This window comes from Pseudomonas sp. NA-150 (assembly GCF_044336365.1).
Taxonomy (GTDB): Bacteria; Pseudomonadota; Gammaproteobacteria; order Pseudomonadales; family Pseudomonadaceae; genus Aquipseudomonas.
The window spans coordinates 6,651,436-6,668,174 of sequence record NZ_CP172305.1 but is presented as its reverse complement, the minus strand read 5'-3'; the positions used below and the strand labels follow the sequence as shown (position 1 = coordinate 6,668,174).

Annotated in this window: 10 protein-coding genes and 1 pseudogene; 10 read left to right on the top strand and 1 reads right to left on the bottom strand. The window is 52.4% G+C overall.

Features of this window, described 5'->3' with window-relative positions:
* Window positions 1–2: 2 nt before the first annotated feature.
* From icmH to ACF0H7_RS30985, 10 genes and pseudogenes are all read left to right on the top strand, one after another.
* Window positions 3–890, top strand: a complete 888-nt coding sequence (gene icmH, locus ACF0H7_RS31030) for a type IVB secretion system protein IcmH/DotU (RefSeq protein WP_397450591.1) — start codon at window positions 3–5, stop codon at window positions 888–890.
* Window positions 890–4,393: a type VI secretion system membrane subunit TssM gene (gene tssM / locus ACF0H7_RS31025; protein ID WP_397450590.1), complete on the top strand. Its 3,504-nt coding sequence runs from the start codon at window positions 890–892 to the stop codon at window positions 4,391–4,393. Before icmH ends, tssM begins: the two co-directional genes overlap by 1 nt.
* Window positions 4,393–5,121 carry a PP2C family protein-serine/threonine phosphatase gene (locus tag ACF0H7_RS31020; protein ID WP_397450589.1) on the top strand — a complete coding sequence of 243 codons (729 nt, stop codon included), beginning with the start codon at window positions 4,393–4,395 and terminating at the stop codon, window positions 5,119–5,121. Before tssM ends, ACF0H7_RS31020 begins: the two co-directional genes overlap by 1 nt.
* Window positions 5,115–5,999, top strand: a pseudogene (locus tag ACF0H7_RS31015) (serine/threonine-protein kinase); the annotation flags it as partial. The gene ACF0H7_RS31020 and the pseudogene ACF0H7_RS31015, both read left to right, overlap by 7 nt.
* A gap of 114 nt (window positions 6,000–6,113) precedes the next feature.
* A complete protein-coding gene (gene tssI, locus ACF0H7_RS31010; protein WP_397450588.1) occupies window positions 6,114–8,174 on the top strand; it encodes a type VI secretion system tip protein TssI/VgrG in 2,061 nt (686 codons plus the stop codon).
* Window positions 8,171–9,049 carry a DUF4123 domain-containing protein gene (locus ACF0H7_RS31005; RefSeq protein ID WP_397450587.1) on the top strand — a complete coding sequence of 293 codons (879 nt, stop codon included), beginning with the start codon at window positions 8,171–8,173 and terminating at the stop codon, window positions 9,047–9,049. The genes tssI and ACF0H7_RS31005 overlap by 4 nt, the downstream gene beginning before the upstream one ends.
* Entirely contained in the window at window positions 9,042–12,443 is a 3,402-nt protein-coding gene (locus tag ACF0H7_RS31000; RefSeq protein WP_397450586.1) for a toxin VasX, read from the top strand. Before ACF0H7_RS31005 ends, ACF0H7_RS31000 begins: the two co-directional genes overlap by 8 nt.
* A gap of 10 nt (window positions 12,444–12,453) precedes the next feature.
* Complete coding sequence (locus ACF0H7_RS30995; RefSeq protein WP_397450585.1) at window positions 12,454–13,155, top strand: hypothetical protein; 702 nt, start codon at window positions 12,454–12,456, stop codon at window positions 13,153–13,155.
* 134 nt (window positions 13,156–13,289) lie between these two features.
* A complete protein-coding gene (locus tag ACF0H7_RS30990) occupies window positions 13,290–13,835 on the top strand; it encodes a hypothetical protein (protein ID WP_397450584.1) in 546 nt (181 codons plus the stop codon).
* 662 nt (window positions 13,836–14,497) lie between these two features.
* Entirely contained in the window at window positions 14,498–15,493 is a 996-nt protein-coding gene (locus tag ACF0H7_RS30985) for a hypothetical protein (protein WP_397450583.1), read from the top strand.
* Window positions 15,494–15,833: 340 nt separating this feature from the next.
* Here ACF0H7_RS30985 and argB read toward each other — a convergent pair whose 3' ends face one another.
* On the bottom strand, window positions 15,834–16,739 hold the full coding sequence (gene argB, locus ACF0H7_RS30980) for an acetylglutamate kinase (RefSeq protein WP_397450582.1): 906 nt from the start codon (window positions 16,737–16,739) through the stop codon (window positions 15,834–15,836).

The window sequence follows — 16,739 nt, the reverse complement described above, 5'->3', positions numbered from 1 at the left end:
GGATGACCGAAGAAATTAATATAGATCAGGATGTTACTAAGGTACTTGGCCTTGAAGGCGAAGGTCCTGGTGGCCGTCCTCTCACAAATGCACCGTCTCGTTCGTCTATTGGTTTGATGGAGGACGAGATGCTATCAGCCGCGAAAAGTCCGCCTGCCGAGACATTCAGTTCCAGTATCAATCCACTGATCCGCGCAGCGTCAGAACTTGTGTCGTTCGTTGTTCAAACCAAGGACACAGGCAAGTTGGGTGATCTGGTAACGACCCACAATGAACTGTTAGAGCACCTCAAAATTTTTGAAGAGAGGGCACTGTTTCAAGGCGTCGACGGCAGTCTGCTTGAGGAGGCAAGTTACGTGCTTTGCACGGTTGTCGATGACGTGGTGGTACACGCTGAGTCTGACGCTGTTGAAAAAAAAGGCTGGTTGCAGATGAGCTTGTTGGGCGAACGGCACAAAGAGACTTTCGGTGGTGAAAAATTCTTCCAGATTCTCGATCGCCGGTCTACCGATCCCGTCAAGTATTTGCACCTGCTTGAGTTGATGTACTTGTGCTTGGCGTTGGGTTTTGAAGGCAAATACCGGCTACAGGAGCGCAGTCATACAAGGCTAGGTGAGATTCGCGATGGCCTTTATCGAATCATTCGCCATTTGCGTGGCGATGTTCCGCGTGAGCTTTCCCCGCACTGGCATGGCCTCAAGGATCAACGGCGCAATCTGGTGAGAATGGTGCCCTGGTGGTTAGTTCTGCTGTTCACCTTCGTGTGTCTGGCGGTCATGTATTCCGGGTTTGCTTGGGTACTAAGTGAGCAACGCGAGAGCATTCTCGAACCGTATCGCCAACTCGATTCCGCATTGATCCAAACGCCGTCGGATGAAAGGGATGCATGATGAAATTTTTTTTTAAAAACCTTGCGACCGGCCTTGGCAAGACTTGGGCCTGGACGCTGTTATTGGTCTTGTTTGCGGCGTTGGCCGTGTGGTTCTTCGGTCCATTGCTGGCGGTGAATGATCACAAGTTTTGGGAGGAAGCCGGCGCACGCTTGATGAGCATAAGTATTCTGTTTCTGGCGTGGGGGTTGTTTGTTGTCTATGACAACTGGGCAACCGCAAACCGTCTACAGAGTGTCAAAGAGAGCACGGACGGCGCCGCTCGGTTGAAGGTTGTCTTGGAAAAGGAGACTGAAGAAAAGGTACTCCGAAAACTATTCAAACGTGCGCTCCACACCTTAAACACCTCGAGTCTTTATCGTCGGCGTAACGAACGTTGGCGTATCGAGTTGCCTTGGTATTTGCTGATAGGTCCTGAGCAAAGTGGCAAGAGTAGTTTGCTGAAAAAATCCGGGCTGGAGTTCCCAATCAACAATCTCGAAGAGGGGGTGGAGGCTGCCTCCGGTGACTCGACATTTTGCGATTGGTATTTCGGGGAGCATGGCGTTCTGGTTGATACTGGTGGCCGTTATCTGACTTCTGATAAAGAGGTTGATAGACACTCGTGGTTGACGCTTTTGCGGCTGCTGCGTAAGCGTCGGCGTAACCGGCCATTGAACGGTGTATTGATTACGGTCCCTGTGGACTTACTGTTGGAAGGCGATAGCAAAAAACTGCTGAAGCTGGCTAATCAAGCTCACACGCGGCTGACGGAAATCCAGCAGCAACTGCACATGAACCTTCCTGTTTATCTTGTGCTGAGTAAAGCCGACGCAGTACCTGGGTTCGAGGCATTCTTCGATCAGTTGTCTCGTGAAGAGAGCGACCAAGTCTTGGGAGCCAGTTTTGCCTCGGACCAAAATGGCAACGATACCGGCATCCTGCGTCATGAATTTGAGGAGTTGCTAAAGCGCCTGAACAGTCAGGTGATTACGCGCATGCATCAGGAGCGTGACCTCGGTCGTCGTACACAGATCCTCGATTTCCCACACCAGCTAGGAACGATCGGTAAGAATCTTTGCCAATTCGTTGGGGTGGCGTTTTCAGGCAACCGATATCAGAAGTCCAACCGTCTTCGCGGTTTCTATTTGACCAGTGCTGTTCAAACTGAATTCAAACGGGCAATTCCGGCATCAGGTGCAACAAAAAACCAGGTCCCGGTAGTCACGGGCTCTCCTCGTTTCATTAACCACCTTCTGAGCCGAGTTATCTTTCCGGAAGCTGAACTCGCCGGACTCAACAAGCGCGAACGCAGCCGGATCAACTGGGGCCAACGTGCCTTGTATGTTGGCGCTTTCGCTGCGTTGGGCTTGTTCGGTTTGCTCTGGGCCATCGGCTTTTCCGCCAACCACGGGCGTCTCGAAAAGCTGCGTGAATTCGCGCAAAACCTTACCCGACAGCACGCCGAATTGGCGCCGCAAGATGACGCCATGGCGTCACTTAAAGTGCTGGATACCAGCTATGCGGCAAGCCGAGTATTCCCATCGTTGAGTGAAATCAGCCTGCATGAACGTAGTGGTTTGTATCAGGGAGAAGCGAGCTTTCCCGTGCTTGACGATACGTACCAACGTGAGCTGAAAGTCCAGCTTCTACCTCGCGTTGCGCGCACGTTGGAAGGGTTGGTCCGCGCCAACATGAACGATCGCGAACGCCTGCTTGGCAGTCTGCGTGCTTATTTGATGCTCAACCTCACCGAGCGCCGAGATTCCACCTGGCTCAAGGAATGGGTTGCCGCCGATTGGTCGCAGCGTTACCTCGGCGACACCCAAACACAAAATGGGCTAAACGAGCACTTCAATCGTCTGATGGCGCAGTCCTTCGTCTACCCAATCAACGAGGCATTAGTGGCGCAAGCTCGTCAGGTGTTGCGCGCGGAGTCTCAGTCCGCTGTGGTCTATCGCACTTTGCGTGAACAAGCACGCAGCCTGCCGGATTATCGCCTCAGCCAACATTTAGGTCCGCAGGGCGCGTTATTCAGCGGCACTGATTACGCCATTCCGGGTTTCTACACACAGCGTGGTCATCAGCAGTTCTTCACCACTCGAGGTGCAACGCTGGTGAACGACATCCTGCGCGATAACTGGGTACTGGGCGAAAGCGCGGGCATCAGCGGCATGGACTTGCGGCGTTTGATGGTCGAGCTGGAACAGCTGTATTTCCGCGATTACGCCAACCACTGGAGCGAAGCGATCGGCAAGATGGCCTTGCAGCCATTCGGTAGTGCGGGCGAGGGCGCCAGTCAATTGGCCGGCCTGACCGCCGCCAACTCACCTCTACTGCAACTGCTGGTCGAAGTGCGTGACAACACTCGCTTCCCCGATTTGAGCGAAGGTGTCGAGCAGTTGGCCGACGCAGGAGGCGAGGCGGGTGGCAAGCTTGCGGTATTGGGTAAGGTTGCAACTGCAGCAGCGGGCCAAGCACAGAGCGCTTTGGCCAAGGCTCTGCCAGAAACGGCAAAAAAATCCATGCAGCGCCGCTTTGAGCCGATGCACCATTTGCTCGACGCCAACAACGGACCCGCTCCCGAGCTGATGCCGGTGTTGCAGGCGTTGAACGATCTGCAACTGCAAGTTGCTAGCCTCGCCCGTTCTAGCCAGCCAGAGCAAGCCGCTCATGAGATGGCCAAGCTACGCATGAACGGCCAGCGTGATGCCCTGAACAGCCTGCGCAGTGCCGCGACTCGTCTGCCGCGTCCAGTCAGTGCCTGGCTTGATGTGTTGGCCGAAGACACCTGGATGCTGGTACTCAACGACGCGTATCAATACCTGAACCAGCGTTACCAGAGCGAGCTGTATGGCTTCTATGAAAAAGCCCTGCACAAACGCTATCCGTTCAATGCCCACAGCAGCAGTGATGTGGCAATAAGCGACTTCCGCGAGTTCTTTAAAGCGCAGGGTGTGGCCGACCGCTTCTTCGACAGCTACATGCGCCCCTTCGTCAGTGGTACGCCGGGCAACTACCGGCTGCGCAGCATTGACGGTCGTAGCTTGCCGATGTCTAAGCTGTTTCTGACGCAAATGGGGCACGCGCAGGTCATCCGTCAGAGTTTCTTTGCCCACAATCCAAACGAGCCGCAAGTGCAGTTCAAGTTGGAACCCTACACCCTCGATCCAACGGTCAGCCGTGCTGAATTCCGTTTCGGCAATCAGCAGATGGATTATCGCCACGGACCAATTGTCCCGATGTCCTTCACTTGGCCGACCGACGCTGAAGACGGTCGCACCAGCCTGGTCATGGAAAAGATCGTTGGCCGCGCAGTTGGCATCGAGAAAAACACGGGTCCATGGTCGCTGTTCCGCCTCTTCGACTTGATGCAGACCGAGTACCTGAAGGGCCGTGATGTGATGGTGCTGAAAGCCGACGTCGGTGGCCTGCGCGCTAACTACCTGTTGCTCAGCCAGCGTTCGCCAAATCCGTTCGACGTCGATGCCTTGCGCAGCTTCCGTCTGCCGGCGCAGCTCTGATGGAGGTAAATCAACATTGGCTAAGCGCGGCGCGCACGGATATTGGAAAAGTCCGGGCGCGCAACGAAGACGCGTTTCTGGATTGCCCACAGCACGGGCTGTGGGCTGTGGCCGACGGCATGGGCGGTTATCAGTGCGGCGATATCGCCAGTCAGATGATCGTCAACAGCCTATCGGACCTTACTCCAGAAGGAAGCTTTGTCGAGCGCGTGATTGCCCTGCGCCAATGCTTGCATTGGCTAAACCGGCGCATGGCTGAGGAGTTAACCCTCAGCGAAGATCGTGACAGAGGCATCATGGGCAGCACTGTTGTGGCGCTTTTAGTTGAAGGCAATCGTGGTGCCTGCGTTTGGGCTGGTGACAGTCGTTGCTATCTGTTGCGAGAGCAGCAGTTGTATCAGTTGTCTCGCGATCACTCTTTGTTCGAGCAACTGATGAGCGAACAAAACATGACCGCTGAAGAGGCCAAGAGAGTGCGGAACCCTCGCGCCTTGACCCGTGCTATCGGTGCCAACAATCAGCTCAGGCTGGAAATTATTGAGTTCGAAGTTTGCCCAAGCGATGTGTATTTGCTCTGCAGTGATGGCCTGTATCAGGACCTGAGTAATCAGGCCCTTGGCGGCGCCATGAGCCAGGACTCACCGCAAGAAGTCATTCAACAGCTGTTCGACGACGTATTACTGGGCAGCGCGAAAGACAATCTAACCGCCGTGGTAATCAGCCAATGACCGAGACCATGGCGCCGATACCCGAAGTACTCGCGGGCCGATATCGCATCGAGCGCCTGCTGGGTGCCGGTGGCATGGGCAACGTTTATCGTGCACGCGATTTGTTGCATGAACAACACGGCGCCCCCGATCCCTGTATTGCTGTGAAAATTCTCAACGAGGTGTTCGCTGAGTCGCCGGACGCCAACACGCTGCTTTACAGCGAATTCGCCCTGACACAACGCCTACGGCACCCCGGTGTAGTCCAGGTCTTTGACTTCGATGTGGACAGTGCCAGCCAACGCGCATTCATCACAATGGAATTGATGCGAGGCCTGCCGCTGGATCGCTTGCTCTGCGAACGCCCCCTCGGCGTACCGTGGATCGAACTGCGTGACATCGCCATTGAACTGCTTGACGCCCTTGCTCATACGCATGAGCGCGGCGTACTTCACGGCGACCTGAAATCCAGCAACGTGATGCTCGCTGAAGATGGCGTGCGGCTCTTTGACTTCGGACTAGGAAATGCGCTGGAAGGCGTACTGCCGGGGTTGCCGAAGTTGAGTCGCGAGCGCTTCAACGCTTGGACACCCAGTTACGCCGCACCGGAGCTGCTCGAAGGCGCTGGGCTGTCGACTCAAACCGATATCTACGCCGTCGCCTGCGTGTTGTTCGAATTGGCGGGAGGGAAGCACCCGTTCCAGCGATTGAACGGTATCGAAGCCTCAGAGCAGAAGCTGGATCGCAAACTGAGGTCTCCCAAGCGATTGCCCAAATGCTGTTGGCCTGCGTTGAGAACAGCGCTGGCTCTCAAGCCAAGGAGAAGAACGGTGGGGGCGAGGGAGTTGTGGGATGTGTTTCGGGCCGCGCCACCTGCGAAGTCGTGGTTGTGGTTTTGATTTGCCCTACTCGAAAGCGGGAAGAATCCTACGAATAAATGGCTCTGGAGCTGACATGAAAAAGTCAGCGTACAGAGCAAAGTCTTGGCATTTCTTTAATTTGAAGAATTACATATGTCTAATGTCGACAACGCTCCAATATTTACCTTCAACATCAAGGGCGAAGACCACCTTGACCTTCGAGTACTGGAATTTAACGGCTCGGAAGGCCTGAGCCAGCTGTTCAAAATAAACATTGAACTGGTCACCCGGCGCTCATCCGTCGACCTCGACAGTTTACTCAACAAAGAGGCCTTCCTGAGTTTTGGCCCTGGCGGTGAGGGCATCTACGGGTGCATATACGCCGCAGGCAAGGGCAGATCGTCCAGCCGTTTTGAGCACTATCACGTGGTGCTTACGCCCTACCTGGCGTACCTGCAACACAGCAGCCATCGTCGTTCCTTTCAAGACATGACTGTGCCGAACATCATTCTCGCGGTGTTGAAAGAACACCGTGTACTGGATGGTTTGGACGTCATGTTTGATCGCCTCACAACGACTGCCGGTCCTCGCGAATATTGCGTTCAATATGATGAATCGGATTTCGCATTTATCAGTCGCTTGTGCGAAGAGGAGGGAATTCTCTATCGATTCGAGCACACTCCGCAAAGCCATCGACTGATTTTTCTCGATGACGAGACCCGATTCCTGCATGACAACCCTATGGTTTTACCGCTCAAATCACCCAGCGGGCTGGTGCCGGAAGGTCCTGTGGTGAGGCTATTGCAGCCTTATTCCAATACTCGTCAAAGCCAGGTGATCACCCGAGATTACGACTTTAAAAATGCCCACATACCTCTGGAAAATGTGGCAAGTCCCAGACAAACACAGGCGCAGTTGCAGAGCGGAGAGAAACCCAAACCCCTCCCGAAGCTTGAGGATTACCCCTATCCCGGCGGCTATACCGAAGGCAAGCAAGGGAATCTTCGAGCTGAGCGTGGACTTGAACGCCATAGAACAGACGCCCAAATCGCGAAGGGCGAGAGTGATCAACCGTTACTGCGTAGCGGGATGGCTTTACATGTCGTTCCTGGCTACGGCCCGACGACCAACTGGGTATTGATGACTGTTACGCATCATGGAAAACAGCCGCAAGCGTTGGAGGAGCAAGCCGATACTTCACCCGTTGAACGCTACTCCAACACGTTCACAGTCATTCCGGAATTGGTCCAGTTCCGTCCTCCTCGTAAGCACTCAATCTCGAAAATTGGGACAGTGCCAGCGATTGTAACTGGCCCGGTCAATGAGGAGATTTTCTGCGACAAATTCGGGCGGGTCCGAGTGAAGTTTTGCTGGGACCGCAGCGACAAAACCGATGAAACCACCAGTTGCTGGGTTCGTGTAGTGACCGGCTCCGCTGGCGAAGGTTTTGGCTCAGTCGTCATTCCTAGAGTGGGTATGGAGGTCGCAGTCTCGTTTTATCATGACGACCCGTCGCAGCCTTTTATTAGTGGTTGCGCTGCTAATAACCTCCATCCAACACCTTATGAATTACCCGACAACAAAACCAAAAGTGTTTTCCGTTCGAGGAGTACTCCTGACAGCACTGGGTTCAATGAATTAAGCCTTGAAGACAGGAGTGGCGAAGAGCTCATTTACGTCCGCGCCCAGCGTGACATGAAACAGAACATCCAGAACGACAGCCACATTCAGATTGGCAACAAGCGTCTGGAAAACGTCAAAGGCGACAGCACCTGCGTACTGGAAGCCAAAGAAGACCGCACTACTACAGGAGAGCGGTCAGTACAGTTGATGGCGGGTGACAACCTGCAAATAGCCACCAGTCGCCATATGAGCGTTGGCCAGGTATTGGCAGTACGGGCTGGAAACGAGGTGCACATCCAGGCCGGCATGAACGTGGTTATCAACGCCGGTGCCACGCTGACGTTAGCGGCCGGCGGTCAACACATTGTTATTGGCACTGCAGGAATTTCAAGTAGCGTGCCGATTCTGCTGGGCGGCTTTCCAGTGCCTGGAACACCCGCAATGCCGTTGGCGCCTGGGGGGCTGCAAGGATTGGTTGCTGGTGCCCTCGCACCCGCTGCACCTCCGCTGGAAAAAACGTTGCGGCGGAAAATGGAACTCGGATTGCCGCACTGTGAAGCCTGTGAATTGGCGAAAGGTGATGCTCAATGAGTCTTCCTGAGCACGCAAATTTTCTGCTGATAGATGGCGTACTCAATAAGCGCAAGCTTAATGACCTTCACCAGTACGAAGCGTCAATGGAGGTGTGCTTACTCTATGGCGGGACTCGCTGGGAGCCTCTGCAGGATCTTGGCCCAATCCTGATGAAACCGAGTACCCCCAGCTCCCTGATTACAGATTGGTTCAGTGATCCTGCTGCCCAAAAGTACTCCACGGTTTTTTCCAGCGCGAAATTTCTGAATCAGGTTACCGACCACCTCCGCCCTTTTATCTGCCCTCCCAATGCACTTGACGGCAGCGGGCTACTTCGGTTTTCTGACCCATTAGTTGCGCACTACTGGCTATCGAGTTTATCTGCGGAGCAACGGGACCAACTGCTTGGCCCTATTGACCATTGGTGGGTTCCTCTACCTACACACAGCTGGGAGCCCCCGGCCGAAATCGCTTGGCAAATCTTCAGTCGTGTCAATCCAGCCCCCTCATCAAGTCCCGTGCATGCCTCATTGGACCACGCACAACTGGCTGCGTTGGATAAGGCCCACCGCTGGAAGTTCGAGGAGGACGCTTATCAATGGTTGGCTGAGCGGGATGAACAACTGTTCGCTGGCATGGACAGTCAGTCTATTTCCGATTGGCTAAAGCACACGATTGATAGTGGTCTGGAGTGGGGATTAGTCGGTGAAAAAGCCCTGATTATCTGGGCAGAAACCTTCGCCGATTTGGGACACGACTTCACTACGCGCCCCAATGGCCCCTACTTGACATGGCTCAACCACAATCCCGACAACGCCTGTCTTGTACCAGTGTTGCGCATAAAAGCTTTCGACCACTTCCGTCGTTCGCACAAGGACACCGCCCATGACTGACAAAAACGGCAACCTGCAACAGCGTCGCAACGACCGTTTCAGCGATACACCGCTGACCGGCATGACCACCTGCCCGTTCAAGGACCCTGAGGTCGCTATCGTACCTATGCGCTACGCGCTGGACCGCTCGCGCTACGACGTCGACCCGAACCAACTCAGACCCTTGTGCCCGGAAGGTCAGTGGGCCAGGTTGCCCAAGTTGAAAACCCGCACCTACACCTTGCGCCAACTGCGCGGCGGCTATGTCTACGTCTTCGACGAGACCGCCAAAACCCTGCATGAATACAGCTACTCGGCGCTGAACGCCAACCTGACGCGCATCGTCTGGAGCGACGCCGACATTGGTCAAGATCTACGCAGCACTGAGGGCGGTGAAATCCGCAACTACCTGCTGTACCCGCGCAATAACCAGCTGCACATTGCCTTTTCGCCGCAGCAATGGACGTGGCGCGTCTGTGAGCACCTGCGTTCCCACAGCGACAGCCGTGCCCAGTGGATGCAGCCGCTGAACCTCAAAGAATACTGCCGCACCATGGACGTGCCGCACGCCCTGCAATTGATGGACCTGGATAAACACATCGTCGCCGACATCGACGTCTGGCCGATCAATCACGACGGCCGTTTCGCTGACTCCGCGTACCCCTCGGTCTCCGAAATCGGGCCCTCACAGCATGTGGTGCCCTTGGCCGCCCACGTGATTTGGACCGGCAGCGTCGAGGATAAATTCAGTTCGGTGATGGTCGCTCTCGATGACTCGCTGGCGGTGATGGAAGACCTCGGCACGCAACTGATTGCCGACCAGGCTGCGTTTCAGGAGTGGCAAGAGGCACATGAACACAAGCTGAGCATGGCCGGTGTCGTCGAGCAGCTGTGCGGGGTGGGCGGCGATCCTGAATTACTGCCAGCCTCTGTTCGCGACGACGAAACCAAGATGCGCTCCTACCTCGTCGAGGTGGAAGCCTATTTCGAACAGCTCAATGTCGAAGAAGGCGCGGGGCAGGCCGATATCGGCATCCTGCAAGGCCTGCACGACCTGCCCTCCAAAGGGCTGGCCCAACAGATAAAAGCCCGATACGGCAGCGAGCCCTCCGCCGATCTGCGCGAAAGTTGGGACAAACGCAGCAAGTGGCGACGCGAGATCGATTTAAGTGCCGCCCGCAGTTTTATCGAGGACCATCAGGAAAAGAGCATCCTTCTCCGCCAGCAAGTGCACGACACCCGCTCGGACCTGCAAACCTGGGCCACACGCATCGGCACCGAGCCACTGAAACTGTTCATGGACACCACCAACCCCAATACGCTGCTGTACCTGCAAACCATCATCGCGCAACTGATGGAAGTCATGGTTCAGGACACCGCCGCCTCGAAATGGCTGGGAGAACAAGACGTCAAAGCCACCACCCTGTTCGGCCTCGCGCGTTTCGGGTTTTCGGCACCGATCAAAGACGCCCTGGATAAAGAGGCCAACCGATTGATCGATGACCACAACGATATTACCTCGTTAATTGGTCGCCTCGCGGAATTGAACAGCTTCCTGACCCATGAGGAGATCGCCAACAAACCCTGGATGCTGGCCCTGAGCGACACGGCGCGGCAGACCCTCAAGGCACTGGGTGAAATGGCCACGGGGGCTGGCAAACAGGTAGTGGAAAAAACCCTGTTGGCTCTGCTGGCGGTGGACAGTCGTCTGGCCTACAGCAACAGCCGGAACCTTGGTGCCTTGCTGCGAAACACGCTCGTCGGGCACTTTCTGATGGGTCATCCCGAACACTTACAGCACGATCCGGATTTCAAGAAACACTACCACCAGTGGAAGGCCGACCTGCAAGCGCTGAAAAACAATTACAACAGGGCGATGAGTGAATGGTTCTATAGGCGGGGGAGCTACCGCGCCAAGGACATGGGCCACAGAATTGGGCAACTGGCGCTGGCGATAAAACAGCAATTGCTGCGCATGCCGCTGTTGTTTGATTACCAGAAGTCCCAACACGTCAGGACTATTCAGGAGGCCATCGCCAGATCGGTGACTAAAGGTCTGGCCCAACTAAAATGGCCAGAGCTAATGGAAGCATGGAGTGCCAAGCACGGATTGGTCGCCGGTGCGATTACCTATGGTGTGGTGTTGGCCAACTTGATTAATACCTCGTTGGTTTATCGAGATTTGTCTCGGGACGGAAGTCTGGACAGTAAGGACTGGGTGAAAATCAACTCGGGGATGGCGTACACCGGCAGTGCATTGATGGCGCTAGTGGTGGCGACGAAGTGGGGGTCGATAAAAGATCTCAGCATCAAGATTAAAGGTCGAGAAAGAAATATTTTTGAGCACTCTATTTCATTTTGGGAGCATGGAAATACTAAAGGACAGACGAAGGCATGGGGCGATTTGATACGTCAATTTAGCGTTCGGATGATCGCGCTGGGGGCATTTACGCTGATCGCTACTTCGACGGAGATATGGGACATCGCTGACGATATGAGCAAAACAGAATCGTCATTGGATAAAGTGTTTTTGAGCGTCAAGGGTCTTGCTGTTTTAGGAATGTCAATCATAGGGGTTATTGGGCTTTTTGCAGGCGGTGTGGCGCCCTTGGGCGTTTCTGGAGCCGTAATGTTTGCAATGGGATCCTGGGTAGCTGGCGCTGCTCTCGTAGCGGGCTTGATCTACCTGTTCGCCTCCTATGCGCTTAACAATTTGAAGCGTGACACCATTGGCCAATGGTTGCGTAAAGGCACATGGTCGCGTTACCCCGACGAGCGCCATCCCGATGATATTTCTGGGCAGTTGGAGGAAAAACGAAGCTTTCTTGAAATACAGCTTAGCCCTTCGCTCTACGTCAAACCGAGCTATGGAACAAAGCTTATCTACGTTCACCCCAATGGGTACCAAAAATTCCCCATTCTGAATGGCGCCTGGATCCAGTTACATCTTCCTGTAGAGCTGCGCGGTTCATTAGTCGAGGCGAACCTGACAGCCAGTCATCGGCCCTTATATGTATTGCCTGTTGAAACGATAGACGAGTCGTTGCAAGAGCCATTTATCAAGCACGGGGTAATCGTCGAATCAAGGTTATTGGGTCAAACACCAGATGAAATAAATACTGACGGCCCGGATGAAGGGCGTTACGACATGCCACCTGAAGGAGAAGGTGTGGTTTGGCAGACATGGGTGCCACTGACCGAGGATGCACAATTTATTGAAATGCAAGTTTGGTACTCACCCGAAATTCTGGCTTCAAGTGAAGGCGACCGGGGCTATCGTTTTCAGCTTGAGTTAGACAAAGGGGGAGTATCTGATGAGAAAGGCACGCGTCTCACGAGTTTAGATCCTGGCACTTTACAAATAGAAAATTTGGGCGGTCGAGAAAAATCAATCGCTGTTCTTGTGCCGAATTAAGGGGCGGACCATGGTTGAATTATCAGAAAATGAAACTCAAGATGTTGACGGTCAAGAGCATGTAAAGCTCGTATTGAAGGGGGCAACATTGATGAGTTGGACTATCAAGGCTCATCCTTTTCCGATGCTCTTACTCGATGCAGTAATGGCCATAGGAACTCTTTTTCCTATAGGGCTTTTAATTTATAGTTACGTGGGTGAGTTCACCAACGATGTAGAAATTTACTGGAGAGTGCTTGGGTTTTTCGGTATTTTAATTTGGCTTTTTTTATGGCTAAGAGGCGCAAGACAAAAGACGGTCTATAAATACCGAATCACCGACCAAGGTGGCGAACTTGAGTATTGGGAGGACTATCCAGAAAATATGGGGGCTTTCTTCAAATGGTTGTCCGGTATTTCGCTGTTCATCGTCATCTGTCTGATTGCTGTAGACCCTGCTTTTGTGTGGGGGCTTGCGGGACCATTGGGAATAGCGGTGACGGGGGCGAAGTTTTTTTTAAAGTGGGAAAATAAAAAAAAGTACAATTGGTTTTTTTGGGATGATTTCGATCATGTAATTATCGATCGCAAACGTAACGTAGTGGTTTTTTTGGATCATCCACTCGTTTTTGAGGCGTTCGTTGAGAAAAATAAAATAGATAGATATTTAGAAACTATTCGGACTTACATGTCTTCAAATACTCGGTATGTGGAAGGTAATTGGAAGAATTAACGAAAAAGTAAATATTCGAGGGTTTAACTCATAGCTTAGACCCTCTTTAGAGATCGTTCCGTTGCAAGTAGATACCTTAGGCGGTCGAGAAAGATCAATTGCTATTCTTGTGCCGAATGAAGGGGGAAATATTGATGAGCTGGACCATTAAAGCTCATTTTCCCCCGATGCTTTTGATCGACACCATCATGGGGTGCATAGCTCTAATGCCGGCAATTTTCATCATTTATATATATTTATGGAAGCAACCTGGTAGCAATGATGATGCTCTTTTATATTCAAGCAGCTTTGGCCTTTGCTTTTGGCTTTTTCTATGGTTAAGAAGTGCGCGGCAAAAAAAGGTGTATAAATACCGAATCACCGCCCAAGGCGGCGAGGTTGAATACTGGGAGGGTTACCCAGAGAATATAGACGCCTTCTTTAAATGGCTGTCCGGCATCTCACTGTTGGTCGTTATCTGTTTGACTGCCGTGGACCCTACATTCATTTGGGGGCTTGCTGGTCCTGTTGGGATCGCATTAGGTGGCGCAAAGTTTTTCCTTGCTTGGGAGAGCAAAAAGAAGTACGACATACCTACCTTATGGAGTATATATAATTTTGTAACCGTGGATAGAAAGAGAAGCCTGATCGCCATTCACGAAACAGACTTAAGAGTGGGCTTTGATACTCACTTGCCATAGGACTTGTTTGATCAATGTCTGGATACCCTCAAACTGGTTTTGCCGCCGACCGCGGTGTTCACTGAGGCCCAGTGGAAGAGGTAGTTAATTGATATTCAAGTCGGCCGGTAAGTAATAGTTCTGTGCGAGGGGAGAAAAATAGAATTTTCTTCCCGCTCAGGAGAGGCATCAGCGATAGGCCGTGCCAAACTTTTCTGAGAATAGGGAAATAAAATACCAGAAAACCTCTCTCGTTGGAGTGAGTTTTGCTTACGGTAGACAGGAAAATAAAAATGGTAATCACCCATAGGGAGAATTTAAAAATTGGATTTTAGACTCATTCGTCAAAAATATTATTTGACAGAGAATCTATGCAAGCTTCATAAATTTTACCGAGACGGTAGCCCTCTCTGAAGGCTGCTCGGGAGTAGAAAGTTTTTTTTCGCTCTCTTATACAAAGATCGGGGAGATATAAAGCGACGAAGGTCTTAAACTATTTCGCCTGTTCTATTGGGCGGTTGAATTCACATAATACCTGCTAATAAATAATTTAAAATTATGATTACTCTACTTAAAATTGCTTTGTTGCTCGGAAAATTTTTTGGGCTGATTATTTTTTTATTATGGCGATAGAGCGTCGTGCCGCATTCAATATATTTCGTAAGCTTCCGGCGGCGCGATGCGTGACGATTGATGAACTGAGGTTGCTCGCAACTTACTTTCCCGATGAAACGTTCTCTCGGGATGTACGAGAGCATGATGGAGTATACCTTGTCACCCAGTCTACAAGCGGATCGCAACTGCATTTAATTGGGAATATGCCTGTACGTTTCCCTCCTTGCTCCTGGGACTCTGTTAATAAAATTGGTGACAATCGAGTGGAAGTGGTTTGCGGGAAAAAGCATGTTTATGTTATTCGCATGAATGATAGCTACGATATTGTTGAGCTTGCCAGCGAGGTAGAATATAAAAGTAGGCAGTGGGATCAATGGCAGTTCGGAATTCCGGGGCTGTGCAGTGGGGGTGGAGAAATCGAAATTATCGATCAACGACATTGCGACGTAACAGAGCGTCGAGTGAATAATTACGAGGTTTTAGAAGAATCGGCCGATAGTCGCCGTTATTTGGGATCTTGTTTAATTGTGTTGAGCCTATGGTTATTTAGTTTGATGGCTATTGATCTATTTAGCAGCTACCTTTTGCTTTTTCTGTGCTCGATATTTTTCCTGGTTGGATTTGTTCCGATGATACTGGAAAAAAGCGATCCCTCTTATCCTATCAATCGCATTCGGGGTATATATAAAAGAGTGCGGGATTGTGATGACAGCTTCATGATTGGTACGTGTCGGGTTTGGCCATCGCGTCGCCTTAAACGCTTGGCTAATAACGTTCTGCGCAACGGTAAGATGGTTGCCGCCGATGTTTGTGTACATGGGATGCGGGTTATCAAGATAGAAGGTCTGCCGGATCCATATGAAGATTGGGATCATCGTAAATATGAACCGCTGGCGGGTAATATTTACATGATGATCGCGGTTGGAGGACCGCTGGCGCTTTTAGTGTGGTTGACTCCAGCTCTAGAGCGCACAGTTGCGCAATCATGGATGACTTATGCTTGTGCTACGTTGTTCATTGCTTATGGTGTGAATTTAATTCGTCGAATGTGGCAGCGCAGATAGTTAAAACGAGGAATTCGAAAATAGACCTAAAACATCTGTGAGAAAAATTATTTCTTCAGAACAGTGCTACTGCTTTAACTTCTAGGAGGAAGGCCGTCAATAAGTGCGTAGCCGCCAGTGACATATGGCGGTCAGCACTCGTTTCGTCATAACGGTTCACTCTCACCATTATCTACTGAGCATACCCATTGCCGTTTTCCACCAAGATCCGCTGAGTCTTTCGGTTTCAAGGGGCTTGACGCCAACATCTAAGGTATATCGGGCTTTGATTTTTGACACTAAATCGAACCACCACAAACAAAAAAGCCCCTAAACAGGGGCTTCATACATCACCAACCCATCAATGCCGCTTACGATTACTAATCAAAGTCCCCACACCGCTATCCGTAAAGATCTCCAACAACACCGCATTCGGCACCCGCCCATCAATAATGTGCGAGCTATTAACGCCACCCTGCACAGCCTCCAGCGCGCAGCGGATCTTCGGCAGCATGCCGCCGTAGATGGTGCCGTCGGCGATCAGGTCGTTGACTTGTTCGGTGGTCAGGCCGGTGAGGACTTGGCCTTGCTTGTCCATCAGGCCGGCGATGTTGGTCAGCAGGATCAGTTTTTCGGCCTTGAGGGCTTCTGCAACTTTGCCGGCGACGAGGTCGGCGTTGATGTTGTAGGACTCACCGTTAGGGCCGACGCCGATTGGCGCGATGACTGGGATGAAGTCGCCTTTGACCAGCATGTTCAGCAGGTCGGTGTTGACGCCGACTACTTCGCCGACCTGGCCGATGTCGATGATTTCCGGCGTGGTCATTTCCGGGGTCTGGCGGGTGACGGTGAGTTTTTTCGCGCGGATCAGCTCCGCGTCTTTACCGGTCAGGCCGATGGCGCTGCCGCCGTGGCGGTTGATCAGGTTGACGATGTCTTTGTTGACCTGGCCGCCGAGGACCATTTCCACCACGTCCATGGTTTGTGCGTCTGTTACGCGCATGCCGTCGATGAAGTGGCTTTCAATCGACAGGCGCTTGAGCAGGTCGCCGATTTGCGGGCCGCCGCCGTGAACCACTACCGGGTTGATACCGACTGCTTTCATCAGCACGATATCGCGCGCAAAGCCGGTTTTCAGCTCGTCGCTCTCCATAGCGTTGCCGCCGTATTTGATCACCAGGGTCTTGCCGACGAAGCGTCGTATGTAGGGCAGCGCTTCGGACAGGACTTTGGCGACGTTGGTGGCGGCATCACGTTCGAGGGTCAT

Coding starts and splice junctions, on each gene's coding strand:
- icmH (WP_397450591.1), top strand. CDS start 3: ATGACCGAAGAAATTAATATAGATCAGGATGTTACTAAGGTACTTGGC.
- tssM (WP_397450590.1), top strand. CDS start 890: ATGAAATTTTTTTTTAAAAACCTTGCGACCGGCCTTGGCAAGACTTGG.
- ACF0H7_RS31020 (WP_397450589.1), top strand. CDS start 4,393: ATGGAGGTAAATCAACATTGGCTAAGCGCGGCGCGCACGGATATTGGA.
- tssI (WP_397450588.1), top strand. CDS start 6,114: ATGTCTAATGTCGACAACGCTCCAATATTTACCTTCAACATCAAGGGC.
- ACF0H7_RS31005 (WP_397450587.1), top strand. CDS start 8,171: ATGAGTCTTCCTGAGCACGCAAATTTTCTGCTGATAGATGGCGTACTC.
- ACF0H7_RS31000 (WP_397450586.1), top strand. CDS start 9,042: ATGACTGACAAAAACGGCAACCTGCAACAGCGTCGCAACGACCGTTTC.
- ACF0H7_RS30995 (WP_397450585.1), top strand. CDS start 12,454: ATGGTTGAATTATCAGAAAATGAAACTCAAGATGTTGACGGTCAAGAG.
- ACF0H7_RS30990 (WP_397450584.1), top strand. CDS start 13,290: ATGAGCTGGACCATTAAAGCTCATTTTCCCCCGATGCTTTTGATCGAC.
- argB (WP_397450582.1), bottom strand. CDS start 16,739: ATGACCCTCGAACGTGATGCCGCCACCAACGTCGCCAAAGTCCTGTCC.